Origin of the sequence: Enterococcus sp. SMC-9, from assembly GCF_021011285.1 — a bacterium.
GTDB lineage: Bacteria > Bacillota > Bacilli > Lactobacillales > Enterococcaceae > Enterococcus_C > Enterococcus_C montenegrensis.
Map to the genome: position 1 here is coordinate 271016 of NZ_JAILYE010000003.1, position 18272 is coordinate 289287.

Annotated in this window: 19 protein-coding genes and 1 other annotated feature; of the genes, 4 read left to right on the forward strand and 15 right to left on the reverse strand. The window is 38.4% G+C overall.

Going from position 1 to position 18272, the window contains the following annotated elements; all coding sequences use genetic code 11:
- Positions 1-478: 478 nt before the first annotated feature.
- From K4422_RS05980 to opp3b, 4 genes are read right to left on the reverse strand one after another with little or no spacing between them, the layout of a single operon-like run.
- Positions 479-1432: an ATP-binding cassette domain-containing protein gene (locus K4422_RS05980; RefSeq protein WP_206902979.1), complete on the reverse strand. Its 954-nt coding sequence runs from the start codon at positions 1430-1432 to the stop codon at positions 479-481.
- A gap of 12 nt (positions 1433-1444) precedes the next feature.
- Positions 1445-2488, reverse strand: a complete 1044-nt coding sequence (locus tag K4422_RS05985; protein WP_230709929.1) for an ABC transporter ATP-binding protein — start codon at positions 2486-2488, stop codon at positions 1445-1447.
- Positions 2489-2490: 2 nt separating this feature from the next.
- A complete protein-coding gene (locus K4422_RS05990) occupies positions 2491-3534 on the reverse strand; it encodes an ABC transporter permease (RefSeq protein ID WP_230709760.1) in 1044 nt (347 codons plus the stop codon).
- Positions 3534-4475, reverse strand: coding sequence for an oligopeptide ABC transporter permease (opp3b, locus tag K4422_RS05995; protein WP_206902977.1), 942 nt, complete (start codon positions 4473-4475; stop codon positions 3534-3536). Before opp3b ends, K4422_RS05990 begins: the two co-directional genes overlap by 1 nt.
- 526 nt (positions 4476-5001) lie before the next feature.
- Here opp3b and K4422_RS06000 point away from each other — a divergent pair.
- Positions 5002-5343, forward strand: coding sequence for a DUF3899 domain-containing protein (locus tag K4422_RS06000; protein WP_206902976.1), 342 nt, complete (start codon positions 5002-5004; stop codon positions 5341-5343).
- A 120-nt stretch (positions 5344-5463) separates the two neighbouring features.
- On the opposite strand, the gene K4422_RS06005 is transcribed toward K4422_RS06000, so the two are convergent.
- The 5 genes from K4422_RS06005 to K4422_RS06025 form a co-directional block, all read right to left on the reverse strand.
- On the reverse strand, positions 5464-7131 hold the full coding sequence (locus K4422_RS06005; protein ID WP_230709931.1) for a peptide ABC transporter substrate-binding protein: 1668 nt from the start codon (positions 7129-7131) through the stop codon (positions 5464-5466).
- A gap of 332 nt (positions 7132-7463) precedes the next feature.
- A complete protein-coding gene (pepT, locus tag K4422_RS06010; RefSeq protein WP_230709761.1) occupies positions 7464-8687 on the reverse strand; it encodes a peptidase T in 1224 nt (407 codons plus the stop codon).
- A gap of 11 nt (positions 8688-8698) precedes the next feature.
- The gene (locus tag K4422_RS06015) at positions 8699-10348 is read right to left on the reverse strand and encodes a peptide ABC transporter substrate-binding protein (protein ID WP_230709762.1); all 1650 of its coding nucleotides are present in this window, start codon (positions 10346-10348) and stop codon (positions 8699-8701) included.
- A 124-nt stretch (positions 10349-10472) separates the two neighbouring features.
- Positions 10473-10706, reverse strand: a binding site (T-box leader).
- A gap of 495 nt (positions 10707-11201) precedes the next feature.
- The gene (locus tag K4422_RS06020; protein ID WP_230709764.1) at positions 11202-11609 is read right to left on the reverse strand and encodes a type II toxin-antitoxin system death-on-curing family toxin; all 408 of its coding nucleotides are present in this window, start codon (positions 11607-11609) and stop codon (positions 11202-11204) included.
- Positions 11606-11848, reverse strand: a complete 243-nt coding sequence (locus K4422_RS06025) for an addiction module antitoxin (protein ID WP_206902971.1) — start codon at positions 11846-11848, stop codon at positions 11606-11608. The genes K4422_RS06020 and K4422_RS06025 overlap by 4 nt, the downstream gene beginning before the upstream one ends.
- 174 nt (positions 11849-12022) lie before the next feature.
- On the opposite strand from K4422_RS06025, the gene K4422_RS06030 reads away from it, so the two are divergent.
- Positions 12023-12184, forward strand: coding sequence for a hypothetical protein (locus K4422_RS06030; RefSeq protein ID WP_206902970.1), 162 nt, complete (start codon positions 12023-12025; stop codon positions 12182-12184).
- 73 nt (positions 12185-12257) lie between these two features.
- On the opposite strand, the gene K4422_RS06035 is transcribed toward K4422_RS06030, so the two are convergent.
- The 6 genes from K4422_RS06035 to K4422_RS06060 all read right to left on the reverse strand — a co-directional run bounded on the left by K4422_RS06035 (position 12258) and on the right by K4422_RS06060 (position 16166).
- Positions 12258-12761 carry a cysteine hydrolase family protein gene (locus K4422_RS06035; RefSeq protein ID WP_206902969.1) on the reverse strand — a complete coding sequence of 168 codons (504 nt, stop codon included), beginning with the start codon at positions 12759-12761 and terminating at the stop codon, positions 12258-12260.
- Positions 12762-12960: 199 nt separating this feature from the next.
- The gene (locus tag K4422_RS06040; RefSeq protein WP_206902968.1) at positions 12961-13710 is read right to left on the reverse strand and encodes a class II aldolase/adducin family protein; all 750 of its coding nucleotides are present in this window, start codon (positions 13708-13710) and stop codon (positions 12961-12963) included.
- Positions 13711-13724: 14 nt separating this feature from the next.
- Positions 13725-13976 carry a hypothetical protein gene (locus K4422_RS06045; protein ID WP_230709766.1) on the reverse strand — a complete coding sequence of 84 codons (252 nt, stop codon included), beginning with the start codon at positions 13974-13976 and terminating at the stop codon, positions 13725-13727.
- A 16-nt stretch (positions 13977-13992) separates the two neighbouring features.
- Entirely contained in the window at positions 13993-15378 is a 1386-nt protein-coding gene (locus tag K4422_RS06050; RefSeq protein WP_206902967.1) for a PTS galactitol transporter subunit IIC, read from the reverse strand.
- Positions 15379-15389: 11 nt separating this feature from the next.
- Entirely contained in the window at positions 15390-15689 is a 300-nt protein-coding gene (locus tag K4422_RS06055; protein WP_206902966.1) for a PTS sugar transporter subunit IIB, read from the reverse strand.
- Between the two features lie 12 nt (positions 15690-15701).
- Positions 15702-16166 carry a PTS sugar transporter subunit IIA gene (locus K4422_RS06060; protein WP_230709768.1) on the reverse strand — a complete coding sequence of 155 codons (465 nt, stop codon included), beginning with the start codon at positions 16164-16166 and terminating at the stop codon, positions 15702-15704.
- 241 nt (positions 16167-16407) lie between these two features.
- On the opposite strand from K4422_RS06060, the gene K4422_RS06065 reads away from it, so the two are divergent.
- Positions 16408-17169: a DeoR/GlpR family DNA-binding transcription regulator gene (locus K4422_RS06065; protein ID WP_206902964.1), complete on the forward strand. Its 762-nt coding sequence runs from the start codon at positions 16408-16410 to the stop codon at positions 17167-17169.
- Positions 17166-18137, forward strand: coding sequence for a 1-phosphofructokinase family hexose kinase (locus tag K4422_RS06070; protein ID WP_206902963.1), 972 nt, complete (start codon positions 17166-17168; stop codon positions 18135-18137). Before K4422_RS06065 ends, K4422_RS06070 begins: the two co-directional genes overlap by 4 nt.
- The last annotated feature ends 135 nt before the right edge of the window (positions 18138-18272 follow it).

Consider the following 18272-nt stretch of genomic DNA (forward strand, 5'->3'; position numbering starts at 1 on the left):
GTGGCTTTTGGTAGGGACGTTCCCCTTGTCCCACCTAACCTTACCTAACCTAACAAATTTTTTAAAAGAAAAGCTGATTGAACTTTCTCAGTCCGCAAAAAATAAGAGCGGAATTTTCGGAAATTGCTCCCAAAATTTTTGGAAATTTTGCCTTATTTCTTGGAGGACTAGTTCATAAAGCTAGACAACTAAAAAAGCGGAATGAACTTGGTCAACTCGCTAGCAATAAGGGAAAATCTTGATAAATTGTTCTTCAAATTTCTCAAGATTTTGACTTATTGTCGCCGAGAGTTAGTTCATGAAGCTAGACAACTAGAAAAGCTGATTGAACTTGGTCAGTCCGCAAAAAATAAGAGCGGAATTTTCGGAAATTGCTCCCAAAATTTTTGGAAATTTTGCCTTATTTCTTGGAGGACCAGTTCATGAAGCTAGACAACAAGAAAAGCTGAATGAACTTTCTCAGTCCGCAAGAGTCCAATTACAGTGCCACTTGGCTTTGCGTCGTTTTTTGCTGTAATTTTGCTTGGTACATGGCAATTTCATCTTCTGAACAATAAATATAATGTCCTTCTGCAATTTCATGCATTCCTCGCTGTTTGCCATCATCAGGTTGGGCCTGATATTTAATCCGCTTGCGGTTACGTTCATGATCTGGATCTGGTAATGGAATTGCCGACAGCAAACTTTCCGTATACGGATGAACGCCGTGATTATAAATGGCATCACTGGTACCCACTTCCAGCAATTTGCCTAAGTGCATAACACCAATGCGGTCACTGATATGTTTTACCATCGACAAATCATGGGCGATAAATAAATACGTCAAATTTTGCTGTTCTTGCAAGTCTTGCAATAAATTTACCACTTGGGCTTGAATGGAAACATCCAAAGCTGAAATTGGTTCATCACAAATAATAAATTTTGGTTTTACAGCTAAGGCGCGGGCAATACCGATCCGTTGCCGTTGTCCGCCGGAAAATTCATGAGGATAACGCGTTCCATGACTAGGATTTAACCCCACCGTTTCTAACAGTTCATCCACTTGGGCATTGCGTTCTTTTTCATTTTTGGCAAGACCATTAATATCAATGCCTTCTGCGATAATGTCCCGCACTTTCATGCGAGGATTTAAAGAGGCATACGGATCTTGAAAAATCATTTGTACATCGCGACGAAATGTTTTTAAGCCTTCTTTGCCTTTAATTTTCATCACATCTTGGCCAGCAAAATCAATTTCTCCATCAGTTGGCGTATTTAAGCGGATAATCGTGCGCCCGGTGGTGGATTTGCCACTACCGGATTCTCCCACTAAGCCAAAAGTCTCGCCTTCGTAAATGTGAAAGCTGATATCATCCACTGCTTTGACTTCGTCTTTACGTCCGACATTGAAGTATTGTTTCAAGTGAGTTACGTTTAATAAAACTTTTTTCACGCGGCTACCTCCTTAGGCTTCTTGTTTTTCTTTGAAAATTTCCCAACGACGAACAATTTCGGCCGGTGGGGTTACTTTAGGGGCTTGTGGTGCTAAGAGCCACGTTGCCGCTTTGTGGGTTTTAGAGACGTCAAAATATGGTGGTGCTTCCTCGGTATCGATTTTTAAAGCAAATTCATTACGAGGATAAAAAGCGTCCCCTTTTGGTGGTTGCAGTAAATCTGGTGGCGAACCTGGAATAGCATATAGGCGTTCTTCGCCCCCTTCTAAAGTCGGCATTGAACCTAACAGCCCCCATGTATACGGATGTTGCGGGTTGTAAAAAATTTCTTCTGCCGTTCCAACTTCGATAATTCTGCCCCCATACATGACTGCCACGCGATCAGCCACGTTTGCCACAACACCTAAGTCATGGGTGATAAAAATGATCGACGTATTAATTTTTTTCTGAATATCTTTCATCAACTCTAAAATTTGGGCTTGAATTGTTACATCCAAAGCGGTCGTTGGTTCATCAGCAATCAGAACCTCCGGGTAGCAAATAAGCGCAATGGCAATTACGATCCGTTGCCGTTGTCCACCGGAAAATTGGTGGGGATAGTTTTTCAATCGTTTTTCGGCATTGGGAATACCAACTAAGTTTAACAATTCCAACGCGGAAGCTAAGGCCTCTTTTTTAGACACTTTGTTGTGAATAATCAAAGACTCCGCAACTTGTTTGCCAATTGGCATGGTTGGATCTAAAGAGGTCATGGGATCTTGGAAAATCATCGCAATTTCCTTACCTCGAATCTTCTGCATTTCTTTTTCCGATTTTTTGACAATATCGGAATTTTTAAAAATAATTTCACCCTTATCAATATTGGCGTTACTGGCTAAAAGTCCCATGATACTGCGAGTAGTTACCGATTTACCGGAACCTGACTCCCCTACAATCGCCAAAGTCTCTCCTTTATAAAGGTCAAAACTAACATTGCGGATTGCGCGGACTGTTCCCGCATAAGTATCAAAGGAGATTTCCAAATCTTTAACTTCTAATACTTTTTCTGGCATCATCATCACTCTTTCATTTTCGGATCAAAAGCATCACGAAGACCATCAGCTAGTAAGTTGAAGGCAATCATAATGACAGATAACGTAACTGCTGGTACCCACAATAGGTAAGGCAGATATTGGAAGGTTTTATACCCGTCACTTAACATTGTACCCAGTGAAGCATTCGGTGGTGTTAAACCTAAACCGATAAAGCTCAAGAAGGCTTCAAAGAAAATCGCCGTTGGAATACTGAACATCATCTGGACAATAATCACGCTGGAGATGTTGGGCAAAATATGTTTAAAGGCTATTTTGAAATTACTTTCCCCTAAAGTTTGGGCAGCCAACACAAATTCTTGGTCTTTTAATTTCAGCGTCTGTGCCCGAACGATCCGCGCCATTGGAATCCAGTTAGTGATGGCCATGGCAGCAATAATCGATGGAATACCCGGTTCAAAAACGACTAACATTAAAATCATCACAACTAAGTTTGGAATACCAGAAAGAATTTCCAAAATACGTTGCATTAACGTATCCACTGTACCGCCTTTTAAACCAGAAATTAATCCGTAAGTAACACCAAAAATAATGTCGAACATCGCCGCAATAAAGGCGATCAATAAAGAGACCCGCGTTCCCATCAAAAGACGGCTCAAAACATCACGGCCCAATCCGTCAGTCCCAAAATAATAATTCAAATTATCCGGTACATTCGCTGCGGCATATTTATCGACTAATTGTCCGCCAACCATTGCTTTTCCGTTTAAGCCATTAATATCAATCCCAGGAATTCGTGGTGGCAAATTCATATAGGCAACATTTTGCTTCGTGGGATTATGGGGTGAAAAGAAAATTGAAATAATCGAAATCACAATAATTACGAGTAGTATCGCCATACATACGACCGCTGCTTTATTTTTTCGAAGGCGCCGCCAAGAATCTTGTAAGAAAGTCAAAGACGGAGCGGCAATCATTTCCCGTTCTTTAATGGTACTACCGTGGTACAGCTCAAATTCTGACGCTGGGATTTTGGCAACCGTATCATATTTTGGTTTTGCATTTTCCATTAGCCTTTGCTCCCTCCTGACACGCGGATTCGTGGATCAACGATGCCGTATAATAAGTCAACCACTAAAATGACAATAATCAACATTGCCGAGTACAAGACGGTTACCGCCATAATGGTTGGATAGTCGTTGGTGGTAATTGATTTTACAAATTGCTCCCCAATACCAGGGATCGCAAAAATATTTTCTACTACTAAAGAACCAGTCATTAAAGCAACTGCTAAAGGTCCGAGTAATGTCATCAAGGGAATCAAGCTATTACGCAAGCCGTGTTTAAAGGCGATTTCCCAACGGCTTAATCCTTTAGCTCGAGCTAGTTCCACGTAATCACTGTGCATAACTTCCACCATTTCTGTTCGAATAAAACGTGCCGAATCGGCTAAAGGCGACATTGCCAGCGCAATCGTTGGTAAAATCGTATAGGCAAAACCTTCCCACTTAGCAATCGGCAAAATGTGCAATTTAATCGCAAAAACATATTGTAGTAAAACGGCGAAGACAAAGTTTGGAATCGAACGACCCAAAATCGCAATTAAAGTCGCTAACGTATCTACCCATGTATTTTGTTTCATGGCTGAAATCGTCCCTAAAATAATCCCCACGAAAGTCCCCAGTAAAATCGCCTGCATCCCTAATTGTAAGGAAGGTCCCACGCGACCAGCCAATAAGGCTGCAACTGGTTGGTTTTTAAACTGGAAGGAAATTCCAAAATCACCTTGAAGTAAGTTTTTCAGATACGTTCCATATTGCACGATAACCGGCTTATCCAAACCCATTTGCTTATTTAACAACGCAATTTGGTCTGGGCTTAAACGTTCTGCATTGGTATAAGGCGTTCCTGGTAACATTTTTGATAAAAAGAATGTAATCGTAGCAATCAGCCACAAGGTTACCAGCATAAAAAATAGCCGTTTTAGAAAATATTTGAGAAAGTCATTCAAATTATTTCTCCTCCTAAATAAAATTGAGAATATGCAACAAGAACAAAAAATGCATCAACTGCACATGATGTGAAAATTTTTTTGCAGGTGGGAAAATCTTCTGTTTTTTAAAACAAGTTCCCTACCTTAAGAAGTAAATGGTGCTAAAAAAAAACTCTTTTGACTTTGCCAAATGGATTCGATAAAGTAAAAGAAAAGCTTTTGAAACTTGGTTAGCACTCAAAAAATAAGTACGGAATTTTCGGAAATTGTTCTTCAAATTTTTGAAAATTTTGTCTTATTTCTTAGAGTGACAGTTTGAAAAGCTAGACATTGAAAAAGCTTTTGAAACTTGGTTAGCACTCAAGCAATAAGACAAAAATTTGATAAATTGTTCTTCAAATTTCTCGAATTTTCTGCTTATTGTCGCCGAGAGTTAGTTTGAAAAGCTAGACATTGGAAAAGCTTTTGAAACTTGGTTGGCACTAGTCTTTAGCTAAAAAACTTGCCCTGTATAAAAGCTACAAAAACCAACAAGGAGACCATTATGAAAAAATATCCTCCCGCGTTTATTGCCGTCATTATCTTCGTTATCGCTATTATCTGGGGTCTGATCAAAAAAAATTTAAGTCTGATCATGTTATCAGACACTCTGTTTATGTTGGGACTGCCTTTTTTGATTATTGGCATTTTGTTATGGGTTTTTTCCTCTGGCTTCTTCGATACTTTTCAACGATCCATGCATGAAGCTGTAGGGAGAAAGCAAAAGAAAAAAGCTAACTATACGCCTTTATCACAAGTTGGCCAGGGTGTGTATCTTTTTTGGCTAAAAATTGCCGGTATCATCTTGGTCTGCTCGCTCATTTTTTATGCCATTGGCAGCATTTAATAATTATTAATTTCTAAAGCATGACTACACCAATAGCAAAAATAGTTGCAAGAGGCTGGCAGTGCCAGCCTCTTTTTACTATTTAAATGACGTTTTGAGTAGCAACTTAAGTGTTACTTATTATTCGGTTACATATGTCCATTTGTAATCCCATGAGGCGCCGGCAGCGTGATGAACGATACCTTTTACTTTCGGATTAATCATGTGACCTTCTGCTTTTTGGAAAACGCCGATAACTCCAGCAGTTGAGCTGATAATTTTATCTGCTTCTTGCAAATTAGCCCAACGTTTCATCGGATCACCTGCATTGGTCGTATTAGATTCTTTCACAACTTTATCGTATTCTTCATTTGACCATTGCCCACGGTTATACGAATTCCCTGTAACAAATAAATCTGTAAAGCTTGATGGGTCTGAGTAGTCAGCACCCCAACCACCTAATACCATGTCGAATTCACCGTTATTTGAACGATCTAACCGAACAGAAAATGGTACTGGCGTTGGTTTAATTTTGATACCAGACAATGTTTCTTCGAGTGTGCTTTGCAAATATTCTAAAACTTTTTTAGTTCCGTCATCGTCAGAAGCGACAATATCAAAGGTAAAGCTATCTTTTCCTAAAGCTTTTTTAGCCTTTTCCCAGTGGTCTTTTGCCTTTTTCGCATCAAAGCTGACCAAATCGCCCGCCTCTTTGGTGAAATCTTCGTTGGTTTCTGGATTTTTAGACATATCCGATGGAATCAAACCAGTAGAAGCAACCGAGCCATCGCCTAAAACAGAATTAACGATTGCATTGCGGTCAATTGCGTAAGAGATTGCCAAACGCAAATCTTCATTCATAAATGGTGAATCTTCTTTTCGTTGATTTAATTCTAGATAAGAAGTGCGGGCTTCTTTAACCGATTGGAAAGCTTCTTGATTGGCATTTTGTTGTGCCAATTCACCGGTTAAAATTGCATCGTCTGTTTGTCCGTCATTAAATAAGTTCAACCCTGTGGAGGATTCTTTCACTACGCTGACTTTGACAGCGTCTAATTTTACTGTATCTTTATCCCAATAAGTATCGTTTTTCTTGTATTCCCACTCTGTATCAGTACCAGGACCGTCAAATCCAGCTAAAACAAATGGACCGTTGTAAACAGAATTTTCTGATTTTGTAGCAAATTTGTCGCCATTTTTTTCAACAACTTTTTGTGGTTGTGGGAAAAATGAAGGGAATGCGAATAAATAATCCATATAAGGCGTTGGACGGGTTAACGTAATTTCCAATTCGTAGTCGTTGACAGCCTTAATGCCTAACTCAGATTTATCTTTTTTGCCAGCAGTAATATCGGCTGCATTCACAACGGGTTCATATAAATAAGCATATTCAGATGCGGTTTTGGCATCGACTGTTCGTTGCCATGCAAAGACATAATCAGAAGCCTTAACGGGTGTTCCGTCAGACCATTTGGCATCTTCTCTTAATTTAATCGTATATTTCAAACCGTCTTCACTAACTTTGGCTTCTTCAGCGGCACCAGCTGGCACTGGCTTGCTATCTTTGTCCAAACGATAAATTCCTTCGTAGACATTGTTTAACGCAGTGAAACTAATGGTATCTGTCGCAAGTGATAAATCAGCACTCGGCATTTCTTGTAAGACAGAAACTCTAAATTCTTGTTTGTCCGCTTCTTTACCAGAACCGCCTGCAGCACTGCTGCCATCTGTTGTGCCACTACCGCTGCCACATGCTGATAACACAACACCGCAGACAGCAATAACGCCAAATAATGATGTCTTCTTCATTTTCATTCCCTTTACCCCTTGTCTTGTATTGAATTTTCAGAATATTAAACATTTTCTGAAGTTAACGAAAATTTTAATCAATAATTATTAAAAAAGCAATACTTTATTCATAAAAAAACAAATATATATAAATTTTCTGATAATTCAAAAAACAAGACGTGGAATTTACGTGAAGAAAATTACTTACAATCAAATTCTTGAAAAGTATTATAAAAACAGGTTTTCCTATTCCAAAAGTGGAAATAATTCTTCAAAATAATTCAGTAAAATAATTATTTGTGAAATATTTTGACGAATTCAAAAACCAACAAAAACTGTCAAAAATAACTAAATTATTTTTCCTCACCGGCTACTTTAACGATTTCAACGATGGTATCGCGGGCTTTTTCCATTGCTTCAAGGGTGATAAATTCATATGGTCCGTGAAAGTTTTCGCCTCCGGTAAATAAATTTGGGGTAGCAATTCCTTTATACGAAATTTTCGATCCGTCAGTACCACCACGAAATGGGGTGACCATCGGTTTTATCCCTAAATTTTTCAGCGCTAAAAGTGCATAGTCTACCGCCCGGGGTTCTTTATCTACGATTTCTTTCATATTGTAATATTGATCAAACAGGCGATACGTAATGCGCGGATAGGTGAAGGTGGCATTCAAGGCGTCAATAATCGCTACGATTTGATTTTTTCTGGCTATAAATTTGGCTTGATCATGATCCCGGATAATGTAATCCAACTGCGCTAAAGAAATATCCCCGCTAAATTTATTCAATAAATAAAAACCTTCATAATCTTGCGTTAATTCCGGTACTTCTGCTTGAGGGAGGCGACTGTCAATGGTCTCCCCAATCTTGATGGCGTTCACCAATTGCCCATACGCCGTACCAGGATGGACACTGGTCCCTTCAATTGTGATCTCAATTTTGGCAGCATTAAACGTTTCATATTCAAAATGCCCAACACGACCACTGTCAATTGTGTAGGCAAAATCCACCGGAAAATCTGCAACCTCAAAATTATCTGCCCCACGACCAATTTCTTCATCTGGCCCAAAAGCGACCCAAACATCCCCACGCTTTTCTTTTGGAACTTCTTTTAAGTTTCGCAACGCGGCCATAATTTCAGCAATCCCGGCTTTATCATCAGCACCTAAAAGAGTCGTCCCATCTGTCGTAATTAGCGTTTGCCCTACATAGTCTTTTAAATTGGGAAACTGGCTAGGAGACAAAACAATATTTTGAGCTGCATTTAAAACCACCTCATTGCCATCGTAATTGTAATGAACTTGCGCTTGAATATTTTCTGCATTAAAATCCGCCGTATCCACATGGGCAATAAAACCAATTGCAGGTTTTGCGGCATTTCCTTTTAAAGCCCCAATCACAAAGCTATTTTTCTCAAAATAAGCAACATTACTTAATCCCAATTGTTCCAGCTGCTCTTTTAATTGCAGCGCCAGATCAATTTGACCTGGCGTAGTGGGAATGAAGGTGGATTTTTCATCTGAGCGGGTATTCACTTTGACATAACTTAAAAAATCTTCCAATAATTGACGCATACTTTCTCTCCTTACTTCACAGATGCTGTCCGTAAATTGAAATAATCACCATAGGCGTGAAAAACGATACCTTTTACTTTTTCATTGATTAAATAATTTGAAGCACTTTGATATAGCGGTACTTGCGCTGCATCATCTGCGAGCAATACTTTTTCTGCTTCTTGGTAATCTTTAAAAAATGCGTTAGGATCATTCGCATCGGTAGTGCGGGCTTTTTCGACTAAATCTGTGTAGGTTTTGTTAGTATACCCGCCGTAATTGTAAGAAGAACCCGTCTTATATAAATTGAAATAGGAATCCAGTTCACTAGAACCGGCAATCCAACCAGAAACCGACAATTCGTAATTTCCATCGGTACGGGATTGGTTCAAATTCACTTTTGGTTGTTTGTTAATAACAATTTTCAAGCCGGACAATGTTTCTTGTAACTGGCTTTGCAAATACTCACCAACTTTTTCACCGTTATCATCATCGGTTACCAATAATTTCAACGTTAAGCTATCGCCAATGACCGCTTTGGCTTTGGACCATTCACTTTTAGCTGCTTTTACATCATAGGTGTTGTAGTCGCCGCTAAATTTGCGGAAATCTTCTTTTGTTTGAGGATTTTTATAAAGACCCGTTGGAATCAAGCCATTTAAAGGGGTGGCGCCATCATTTAAAACATTTTTTGCCAGCTGTTCTTTATTAATTGCTTGGGCGATCGCTTTGCGAACATGTACATTTCCTAAGGCTTTGTTGGCTTTTTTGTTAAAATCTAAAAATTGATTGGCCACATCTTTTTCTGTCACTAACCGTGGATCATTTTTGAATTGTTCCACATATTGACCACTAATACGCTGTAAATCCAATTCTCCACTGTCCACTAACTGAATTCCGGTATTTTCTTCCTTGATCGTAGAACCGTGCACCTCTGACAATTTGACAGCTTTTTTATCGTAATAATCATCATTTTTCACCAAGGTCCACTCATCTCCGGTCTGTTTCCAATCTTTTAATGCAAAAGGTCCCGTATACAAAAGATCCTCACTGGTGCGGCCATACTCATCTTTTTTGTCGGTGACAAATTTTTCATTTTGCGGTGCCAACCAACCAATGGAAACCACAGATAAAAATGACGGCTGGGCTTGTGTTAGTTTCACTTCAAAAGTCTTTTCATCCGGTGCAGCTAAACCAATTTCATCAATTGCTTTTTTACCTTCACGAATTGCTTGACTGTTCACCACATTATCCAGTAAATACGCATTTGGCCCCATTGTTTTCGGATTTACTAGTCGTTTCCAGGCAAAAAGAAAATCATTGGCGGTTACTTTTTCCCCATTACTCCACTTCGCGTCTTCTCTTAAAGTGAAGGTATATGTTTTTCCATCTGGTCTAATGTCAACTTTTTCTGCTAAAGCAGGCACTGGTTGACTCTTATCATCAAAACGATATAGCCCTTCAAACAAATGCTGTACCACAGTAAATGTGATTTTATCGGTAGTTTGCGTTGTATCTAACGTACTTAACGGCGCCGGTAAACTGACACTGATTTCTTGTTTTATTGCTTGTTTTGCTGTTGAACTAGCACTTTCCTTAGCTGCCCCGCCAGTTTTACACCCGGCTAACGTCACCGCAGCCAAAATTCCTGTTACCACCAAAATACTCTTTTTCACTTTCATTTTTCCAACTCCTCCAAATTGATCTAAATCTATAAATCGTCAAAAAATTCCGTCAAATCGTGATGAGCTCTTATCAAAAGCAAAAAAAAAATCTCCATCCCTTTGTTTGTCAAACTATGACAAACAAAGGGACGAAGACTTTTCGCGTTACCACCCTTATTCATATTATCCTCACAAATAATATCTCAACGGTACCTGTTGATACCCGGCATTGATAACGATTGCTTTTCCGTCCAAATAGCGTAAACCATTTGAAATACTCAGAGCTCATCTTCACTAAATCGCGCAATGTCCTTTCCCACCAACCGGACTCTCTTGGATCACTCTTTTTAGCTACTCTTCTCTTCAACGTATTAATTCTTTAATTGATTGTTAGCTTACTTAACCTCTTTACAATTGTCAACAATTTTTTTGTAAAATTTTTAAAAGTCGGAATATTTCAAGGATAAAAATAACAGAAAAAAAGTTGGAACAAAGCCTAATAAACAGTCAGGTTCTACATTTTTTTGTCGCAAGATTCAAATAATAAAGGGTATACTATATTTACTAAGCATATCTAGCAATTTTAGTTTACTGCATTTAATGACTCTAGCAATTTGGTTAAAGCTGGATAAATTCCAAAAATTCTGGCTAAATACACGTACGAGAAATTATTTGCTACACATTCATTTTATCTCCTATAAAAATAACTAAATCCGAAATCCCCATTACAGCTATAGAAAGTTAGCCTCCCTATCTGTGTCTGTCTGTAATAATCTAATACTCTTAGACGAAATATAGTTACCGACAAAGCGTGACTATCAACAAATATAAGAAAAAAACCTATCCACAAGTGATAGATTTTACATTGTTATTAGTCTGCACGTTTTACCATTGCGCTTTTAATGATGTTAGATACTTCAGTCTTTAGGTCGTCAAATTCTCCTTCGTAAATAGCAATATGAACGACCAACTTCGTTAGCTCTTGTTTATCCATAACAAAATCGTAGCCATTTAAATCTAAAAAAACAAGCAATGCAAAAGTCCCCGTTCGTTTGTTTGCGTTATGAAACGGATACTTTTTGATAATGTTAATTGCAAGAATAGCACCCTTTTCTTCAATCGTCGAATATAACTCTTTTCCGAAAACGACTTGTTTTGGCTGATTGACCGCCATTTCAATAGCGTTAATATCTCTTATTCCAACTGTTTCGCCAGGAGAATATTCAGCTATTTGAAAAGCATTCATCATGCTAATCTGCTTGCCAGTTAAATACTTCATTTTGTCACCAAAGCTTTAAACGTTTCTTCATATTGCTTAGACATTTTAGCCATAGACATCTCCACTAGTAATTGATCTTCATCTTTTTCCACTTTTTTCACCATTGCTTCCTTTAGTTTCTCTTCATCAATGATGACAGTATCAGATTCAGACATACCCATACTATCTAAAAAATCTTTAGACAGCGTTACAACAGTTGAGTTCCCCACTTTGCGAAGCTTCCTTTCTGTTATCGCCATAGTTTTCACCCCTTTTTAATTTTGTATATCCTGTAGATACAGTATATACGCTCCTAGAGAAGGATGCAAGAAAGAGCGAAAAGCACCTGCCACCTAGCGCTGATCGTCTAATAATTGAAATGGTAACACGAGCAATTGGATTTGGTTTGGCTGATTTCAACATAACTTGACGATATGTATCACCGTGTTTTGCTTTATCCAATTCCCAACGAATTGCCATGGCCAAGTAATGCCCAATTTACTTTTCGATATTCTTTCTTTAATGGCATTGGAAAACGAACACAAGCGACTTCACCACTTACTACTTTTGTAAATGATGATGTGATGTGGTTCTGAATTTTTCCACGCGTTATGGTTTAATGTAATTTCTTCGCTATTTGATTCCAGTGAGGCGAAAACCTTCTCCAACTCAAATAAACGTCAAAAACCGTCTATCCCAAATTTTCTCGTAAAATTTGATTGTCTGTGTCGCGGTCATAAATTCATTGTCATAGGTGGTAGACATGTTTTTTTGCATCCGCAAATCATAACCTAGTCCGTGGGCAAACTTGATTGTTGCATCGATGCAATACTCCGTTTGTGCACCACAAATTTCTATTTGGTTAACGTTATTTTTAGTAAGTATTGTCTGCAAATTGGTCTGATAAAAAGAATTGGCATGGGTTTTATTAACAAAATAATCACCCTTATCCGTTTGTATTGCTGGCAAGATTTCCCAAGCAAAAGAATTTTTGCGCAGTTCGTTGTCATTGTGTTGTACAAAAATAATTGGTAATTTGGCCTGATTGTATAAAGCAATGCGTTTATTTACTGTTGCAACCAACTTTTCTAGCTGATGAATGTTCGTATTTTCTTGGTGACAAACACCATTTTGTAAATCAATGATTAATAATGCATCACTTACTTGTTCCACTGTCCCACCCCTTTTTTGATTATCCTACGCTGAATTGTATTTTTTGACAATTTTTCGCCCCCTTTTTCCCTGTGAAAATTCATGCTGGGGTCGGATTTAGACAATTTTCAAACCAGTGCGGACTATCATCTACGTATTTGAAAACAAAATAAACCGCACAACTCGTTAAAGAGAAGTGCGGTTTTAATTTTTGTTAATGTTAATCGCCACCAGCAGCAATTTTAGCGCGATTATAAATGGCTTCTTTTGCTTTTAAGTCAGCAACGTCAGCGATATCTTCGCCTTTGGAATGGTAGCTGTCCATAATGCCTAACGCTTGGAAAATTGTTTGTTTATAGGCAATCTCAGCGTTCCACTCTACGGTATCTAGAATCGATAGCGCTTTATGAATTGCCATCAAACCATCATCTCCAGTCGCATTAATCAATACGCCATGACTATCTAACAATAACATGTGCGGAACAGGCAAATCATTTTCTCGAATGTACGTGCTGGTGATCTCAGCTAATTCTTCGGAACAGTTTGGTGCAAAATGCATAACTGGTACCGGGCCAACTTTTTGCGTTGCTTCGGTTAAGTTTGGCATTGGCAAACCGCTGGTAGCCCAAAACATAGCATTTGGTGCGTGGGCATGAAGAACTGCTTTTATTTTTTCATTTGTTTTATAGACAGCTTGGTGCATATTGATCTCTCGTGTTAAACTGCCAACCCCACTGACAATTTCTCGCGTTTGGAGATCAACTACTAAAATTTGAGCAGCGGTTAAATTACCCAAGTAAGCTTCTGACATCATCGTCGGTGTCATAATAATATATTTTTGCCCATCTTTTTCAGCTAGAAAAGAAAAATTTCCGCCCGCTACGTTGGTTAGTTTACGTGTAAAGATGAGGCGAACAATATCCGCCATATCTTGTCGTTCTCGTTCAAAAAGCATGCGTCCATCAGACATATTTTATTCCCCCATTATTTTTTAAACAATTTCCCCGAAGACAGCACTTCACGTGTAGCCGCTCTAATTTCTTGGGAATCTTGCAATTTTTGTTTTTGTCTATCATTGTATTCTTTGAATAAAATCGGGCTACCATAGTGATAAATAATCCCAGCTAAGATAATGATGACCCCATTTATCAAGAGATTTTGCATAAAAAGATTCGTTACAAAAAGGCCAATTGCCACCATTAACAAACTGTACCATTTAAATTTTTCGCTATTCACTATGACTCCCCCTCATTTAAGCCGTTTTGGTTGCTAGTTTTTCTGTTTTCTTTTCTTCATAGCGTTGACTTGGGACTTTGGCTTGATTCATATAGCGATTCAACAATACGAATAGTCCTAAGAAAATCACGATACCGGCAATCGCATAAATATTTTTATTAAAGGCCTCGGCAAATAAAACTCTAAATTCTGCCCCTTCAATAGAAGACCACGTGATTAACTGACCTTCTTTAAAACCTTCAACTGCACCAGTTTTAGCTGCTAAACCACTTAAAATCGGTGCTAACCAAGTCGCAGTATACAAATAAATTGGCAATGTAATCACACCTAAAACCAACATCCGCGCTAAATTTCCGCCAGTTAAAAGTAACCCGCCAACAGCAATTGCGTAGTTGATAATACCAGCTAGCGGCAATACAGTATTGCCTGGTAAGAACATTGCATAACCGATAAATACTGGTACGAGTAAAATAGCCGTTACCCAAATTTCAGAACGACCCGCTAAAATTGGCCAATCTAATCCGATATAGACTTCGCGATCCTTGAATTTATTTTTCATGAATTCTGACATTGCGTCTGCTAGTGGTGATAACGCCTGCATGAACATTTTAGAAATCATTGGAAATAACGCCATGGCCGTTGCTACTTGAATCGCTAAATTCAAGGAACCTGAAACACCATAAGAAGCGGCAAAACCTAATGCTAAACCAATAATGAAGCCCATGACAGAGTTCTCTGAGAAAATACCCAATTTTGCTTTTAATGCATTGGCATCTGCTTTGCGGTTAAAGAAAGGAATCTTGTCCATCAACATGTTAAAAGGTAACAAGACAATCGCAGAAGAAGTCATAAAATGCGTAACTGTTACCAAAGGAATACCAGTTAAATCTTGAATATGTCGTTGGAACATATCACCTAATTTTAATTCTAAAATGACCTGAATGATGGCTGTAATAAAACCAGCTACTAAACTACCTGAAACAAAGTAAACCAAATACGCCGTCAAGGCTTTTCCCCAAACATTCCACATATCAACGTTTAGTGTTTTGGTTAATTTTAAAACTAACATTAAGAAATTGACCCCGATTGTCACCGCGAAAAAGACAAAGGCATAGGACCAAGACCAGGTAATGCTGGCAGCACCCGTCCAGCCCATATCTAAAGCTGGTAAATTAATGCCGGTATTTTCTGCCATTGCTTCAGACGCTGGACTAACGGCATTTGACATAAAACCGATGACCATCGACATGCCCGTAAAGGCAATTCCCAAAGTGATTGCTGACATAAAGGCTTTTTTCAGCTTCATGCCCGCTAAAAGGCCCAATAATAAAATAATTAATGGAACAAAAATTGCAGAGCCAAGATCTAAAATAGCTTGAACAACCCGTTGAAAGATTTCCATCTTTTTTCCTCCTATTTCGCCAATGCTGTAATTTGATCGTAAATTTCGTCAGCACCCATGCCTGTTAAAAATGGAATACCAGGAAAAACTTTCACGCCTAATTCATCTGCTTTAGACAAGACTTCGCTATCTGGTTGCGCGATATACACGTAAATTCCCGCTTGTGGTAGTTCATTTGCGATTGATTTATAATCCACTGCTTCAACTTGAAAATCAATTCCGTCATCTTCAAATTTGTTGGCAATTTTACTCGCAATCGTTTGACTAGTAGCAACCCCGCTGCCGCAAGCTACAATTAATTTTCTTTTCATGTTTTTTTCCTCCTAAGATTCAATACTTTGAATGAAAAATTGATACATTGTCTCTTGACAGTCAATTGCCAAGAATTGCTGAACAAACTCTTCATCCATAAATAAATTCATAAAGACTTGTAACAAACCAACCTGATTTTTTCCATCTTTAATTCCTAAAAAGAATAAATTCTCAACTTCCATTTCTCGGTTATCTCCCATTTGCCGGCATGTTACAGGAGAATTCAAACGACAAATAAAAACAAAAGCTTCTTTAACAAATTCTGGATCTGCATGAGGCAATGCAATATTCAAATGTTGGGTGACCAACCCAGTGGGAAAGTTTTCTTCCCGTTTTGTAATACCAGCAAAATAATCCTCATTCACCATACCTGCTTCTAAAAGCTTATCTGCTACAATTTTAAACACGTCTGCTTCTGTTGTAGCTACGACTGACAAATCAATTAACTTAGGACTAAACATCGATTTATAGTCCATTCCGACACCTCCTCGACCTGTGAAGAACAATGTTAAACTTTGTGTTTCTGTGTTCTACTTTGTTCTACATTCTCATCATAATCGAATTTAACTTCTCTGTCAACGCTTTCTTTAACAAAGTTGAACATTTTTTTGTCCTTCTATTACTTGAAAACAATTACATATTCCGCTACAATGAAGTCGAACATCGATTTGAAACAAACTTTAACAATGTCCAACAAAATATTCTGGAGGCCTGTTCATGCTTAAACAAGAACGACAACAAAAAATCTTGGAACTAATCCAACAACATACGTACTTAAGTATTTCTGACATCGCATCACGACTAGACGTTTCTGAAATGACCATTCGCCGAGACGTCACGGAATTAGCGAAACAAAAGAAATTAAATAAACTTTATGGCGGCGCTCAAAAATTAGATGTCTTAAATAAAGAACTTTCTACTGATGAAAAAATCACGACAAATGTTGAACAAAAAAAATACATTGGCAAATTAATGAACAATCTTATTCATGATAATGCCATCATCTTTGTTGGGGCTGGGACAACCATTTTTCACGCACTATCAGAAATTACCCGCAAAAATCTTTTTGTGATTACCAATAGTTTGATTTCCTTTAATTATTTGAAAGATAATACCGACTACCGCATTTTATTGACTGGTGGCGAGTTTATTAATACGACCGAGGAATTTATCGGTGAAGTTGCCAAGCGCTCTTTTGAAACACTCAACATCGACTATGCGTTTATCGCAACGAATGGCATTTTTGAAAACAACATTACCACGGCCCAGTATGAAGAAGGAGATATCCAAAATGCGGCCATTGCCAAAGCGAAAATTTCTTGCGTCGTAGCGGATAGTTCAAAACTAGGGGTTTCTGATGTCTATACTTTCCAACATATGGATCAAATGGACTATTTGATTACCGATGATCACATTACCAATGAATGGGTACACCATTATAGTCAATACACCCAGATTCTTAAGGAGGAACCTGAATGATTATTACAATTACCATGAACCCATCACTGGACTATTCTTATACAATTCCCCATTTTGCTTTAGGTGCGACAAATCGTTTTGCTACCCCCGTCCAATCTGTTGGCGGCAAAGGCATTAACGCCGGCCGTACCGCAGCTCTTTCGGGTAGCGACGTCTTAATAACCGGTTTTTTGGCTGGTGATCAAGGCCAACTGGTGGCAAAATATTTACAAAAAGAAGAGCTCTTCAAAATTGCCATGCAAGAAACCACCGGCCAAACACGTCACGCGATTTCTATCATGCACGATGCGGGAAACCACACTGAAATTGTTGAAGAAGGTCCTCTTATTACCGATAACCAAGCGTTCGCATTAATCAAAAAATTAAAAGATTATGTTGCCCGTGAAGATGTCCAATTGATTTGTATCTCTGGATCGATCAACTCAAAAAATGAACACATCTACTTAGACATGCTTAAAAAAATTCGCACAGAAATCAGTACCACTTTACCTGTTTTCATGGATGTTTCCGGCAAACAGCTGCATAATCTACTGGCTTCTGATAGTTACAAGCCCTCTTTTATTAAGCCCAACATTCCTGAGTTGGCCGAAATTTTAGGTAATTCTTTAACCACGAAAGAAGAAGCTTTCTACGAATTACAAAATCCTTTATTTGAAGGCATTGATTATGTCATGATTTCTTGTGGTTCACAGGGTGCTTTATGTAAGATGAAAGACGAACTTTATGATATTGAAATTCCCAAAATCCCCGTACGTAATACCACCGGATCAGGTGATGCCAGTGTAGGTGGTTTCATGCATGGGGTTGTCAGCGGTTTTTGCCCTGAAGAAATATTAAAATATTCAATGGCTTGTGGTATGTCGAATGCCCAACATGGTGAAGTTGGTTTCATTGACGCCAATAAAGTTAGTGAATTTATGGGACAAATTAAAGTCCGCAAAATTCAAGCCGAAGAATGTATCGCGTAAATTCTGCGATTTAAAGAGGCGCATTTTAAAGTAGATCCTTAAATTTGACTAACCACAATTTTAAGGTACTTACTTTAATTTGCGCCTCTTTTTGGCGATTAATGCGTGACTGCCTGTATCATACCCTGTTTCAAA

Coding starts and splice junctions, on each gene's coding strand:
- K4422_RS05985 (WP_230709929.1), bottom strand. CDS start 2,488: ATGATGCCAGAAAAAGTATTAGAAGTTAAAGATTTGGAAATCTCCTTT.
- K4422_RS05990 (WP_230709760.1), bottom strand. CDS start 3,534: ATGGAAAATGCAAAACCAAAATATGATACGGTTGCCAAAATCCCAGCG.
- K4422_RS06000 (WP_206902976.1), top strand. CDS start 5,002: ATGAAAAAATATCCTCCCGCGTTTATTGCCGTCATTATCTTCGTTATC.
- K4422_RS06005 (WP_230709931.1), bottom strand. CDS start 7,131: ATGAAGAAGACATCATTATTTGGCGTTATTGCTGTCTGCGGTGTTGTG.
- pepT (WP_230709761.1), bottom strand. CDS start 8,687: ATGCGTCAATTATTGGAAGATTTTTTAAGTTATGTCAAAGTGAATACC.
- K4422_RS06015 (WP_230709762.1), bottom strand. CDS start 10,348: ATGAAAGTGAAAAAGAGTATTTTGGTGGTAACAGGAATTTTGGCTGCG.
- K4422_RS06020 (WP_230709764.1), bottom strand. CDS start 11,609: ATGAAGTATTTAACTGGCAAGCAGATTAGCATGATGAATGCTTTTCAA.
- K4422_RS06025 (WP_206902971.1), bottom strand. CDS start 11,848: ATGGCGATAACAGAAAGGAAGCTTCGCAAAGTGGGGAACTCAACTGTT.
- K4422_RS06030 (WP_206902970.1), top strand. CDS start 12,023: ATGTATCACCGTGTTTTGCTTTATCCAATTCCCAACGAATTGCCATGG.
- K4422_RS06040 (WP_206902968.1), bottom strand. CDS start 13,710: ATGTCTGATGGACGCATGCTTTTTGAACGAGAACGACAAGATATGGCG.
- K4422_RS06050 (WP_206902967.1), bottom strand. CDS start 15,378: ATGGAAATCTTTCAACGGGTTGTTCAAGCTATTTTAGATCTTGGCTCT.
- K4422_RS06055 (WP_206902966.1), bottom strand. CDS start 15,689: ATGAAAAGAAAATTAATTGTAGCTTGCGGCAGCGGGGTTGCTACTAGT.
- K4422_RS06060 (WP_230709768.1), bottom strand. CDS start 16,166: ATGGACTATAAATCGATGTTTAGTCCTAAGTTAATTGATTTGTCAGTC.
- K4422_RS06065 (WP_206902964.1), top strand. CDS start 16,408: ATGCTTAAACAAGAACGACAACAAAAAATCTTGGAACTAATCCAACAA.
- K4422_RS06070 (WP_206902963.1), top strand. CDS start 17,166: ATGATTATTACAATTACCATGAACCCATCACTGGACTATTCTTATACA.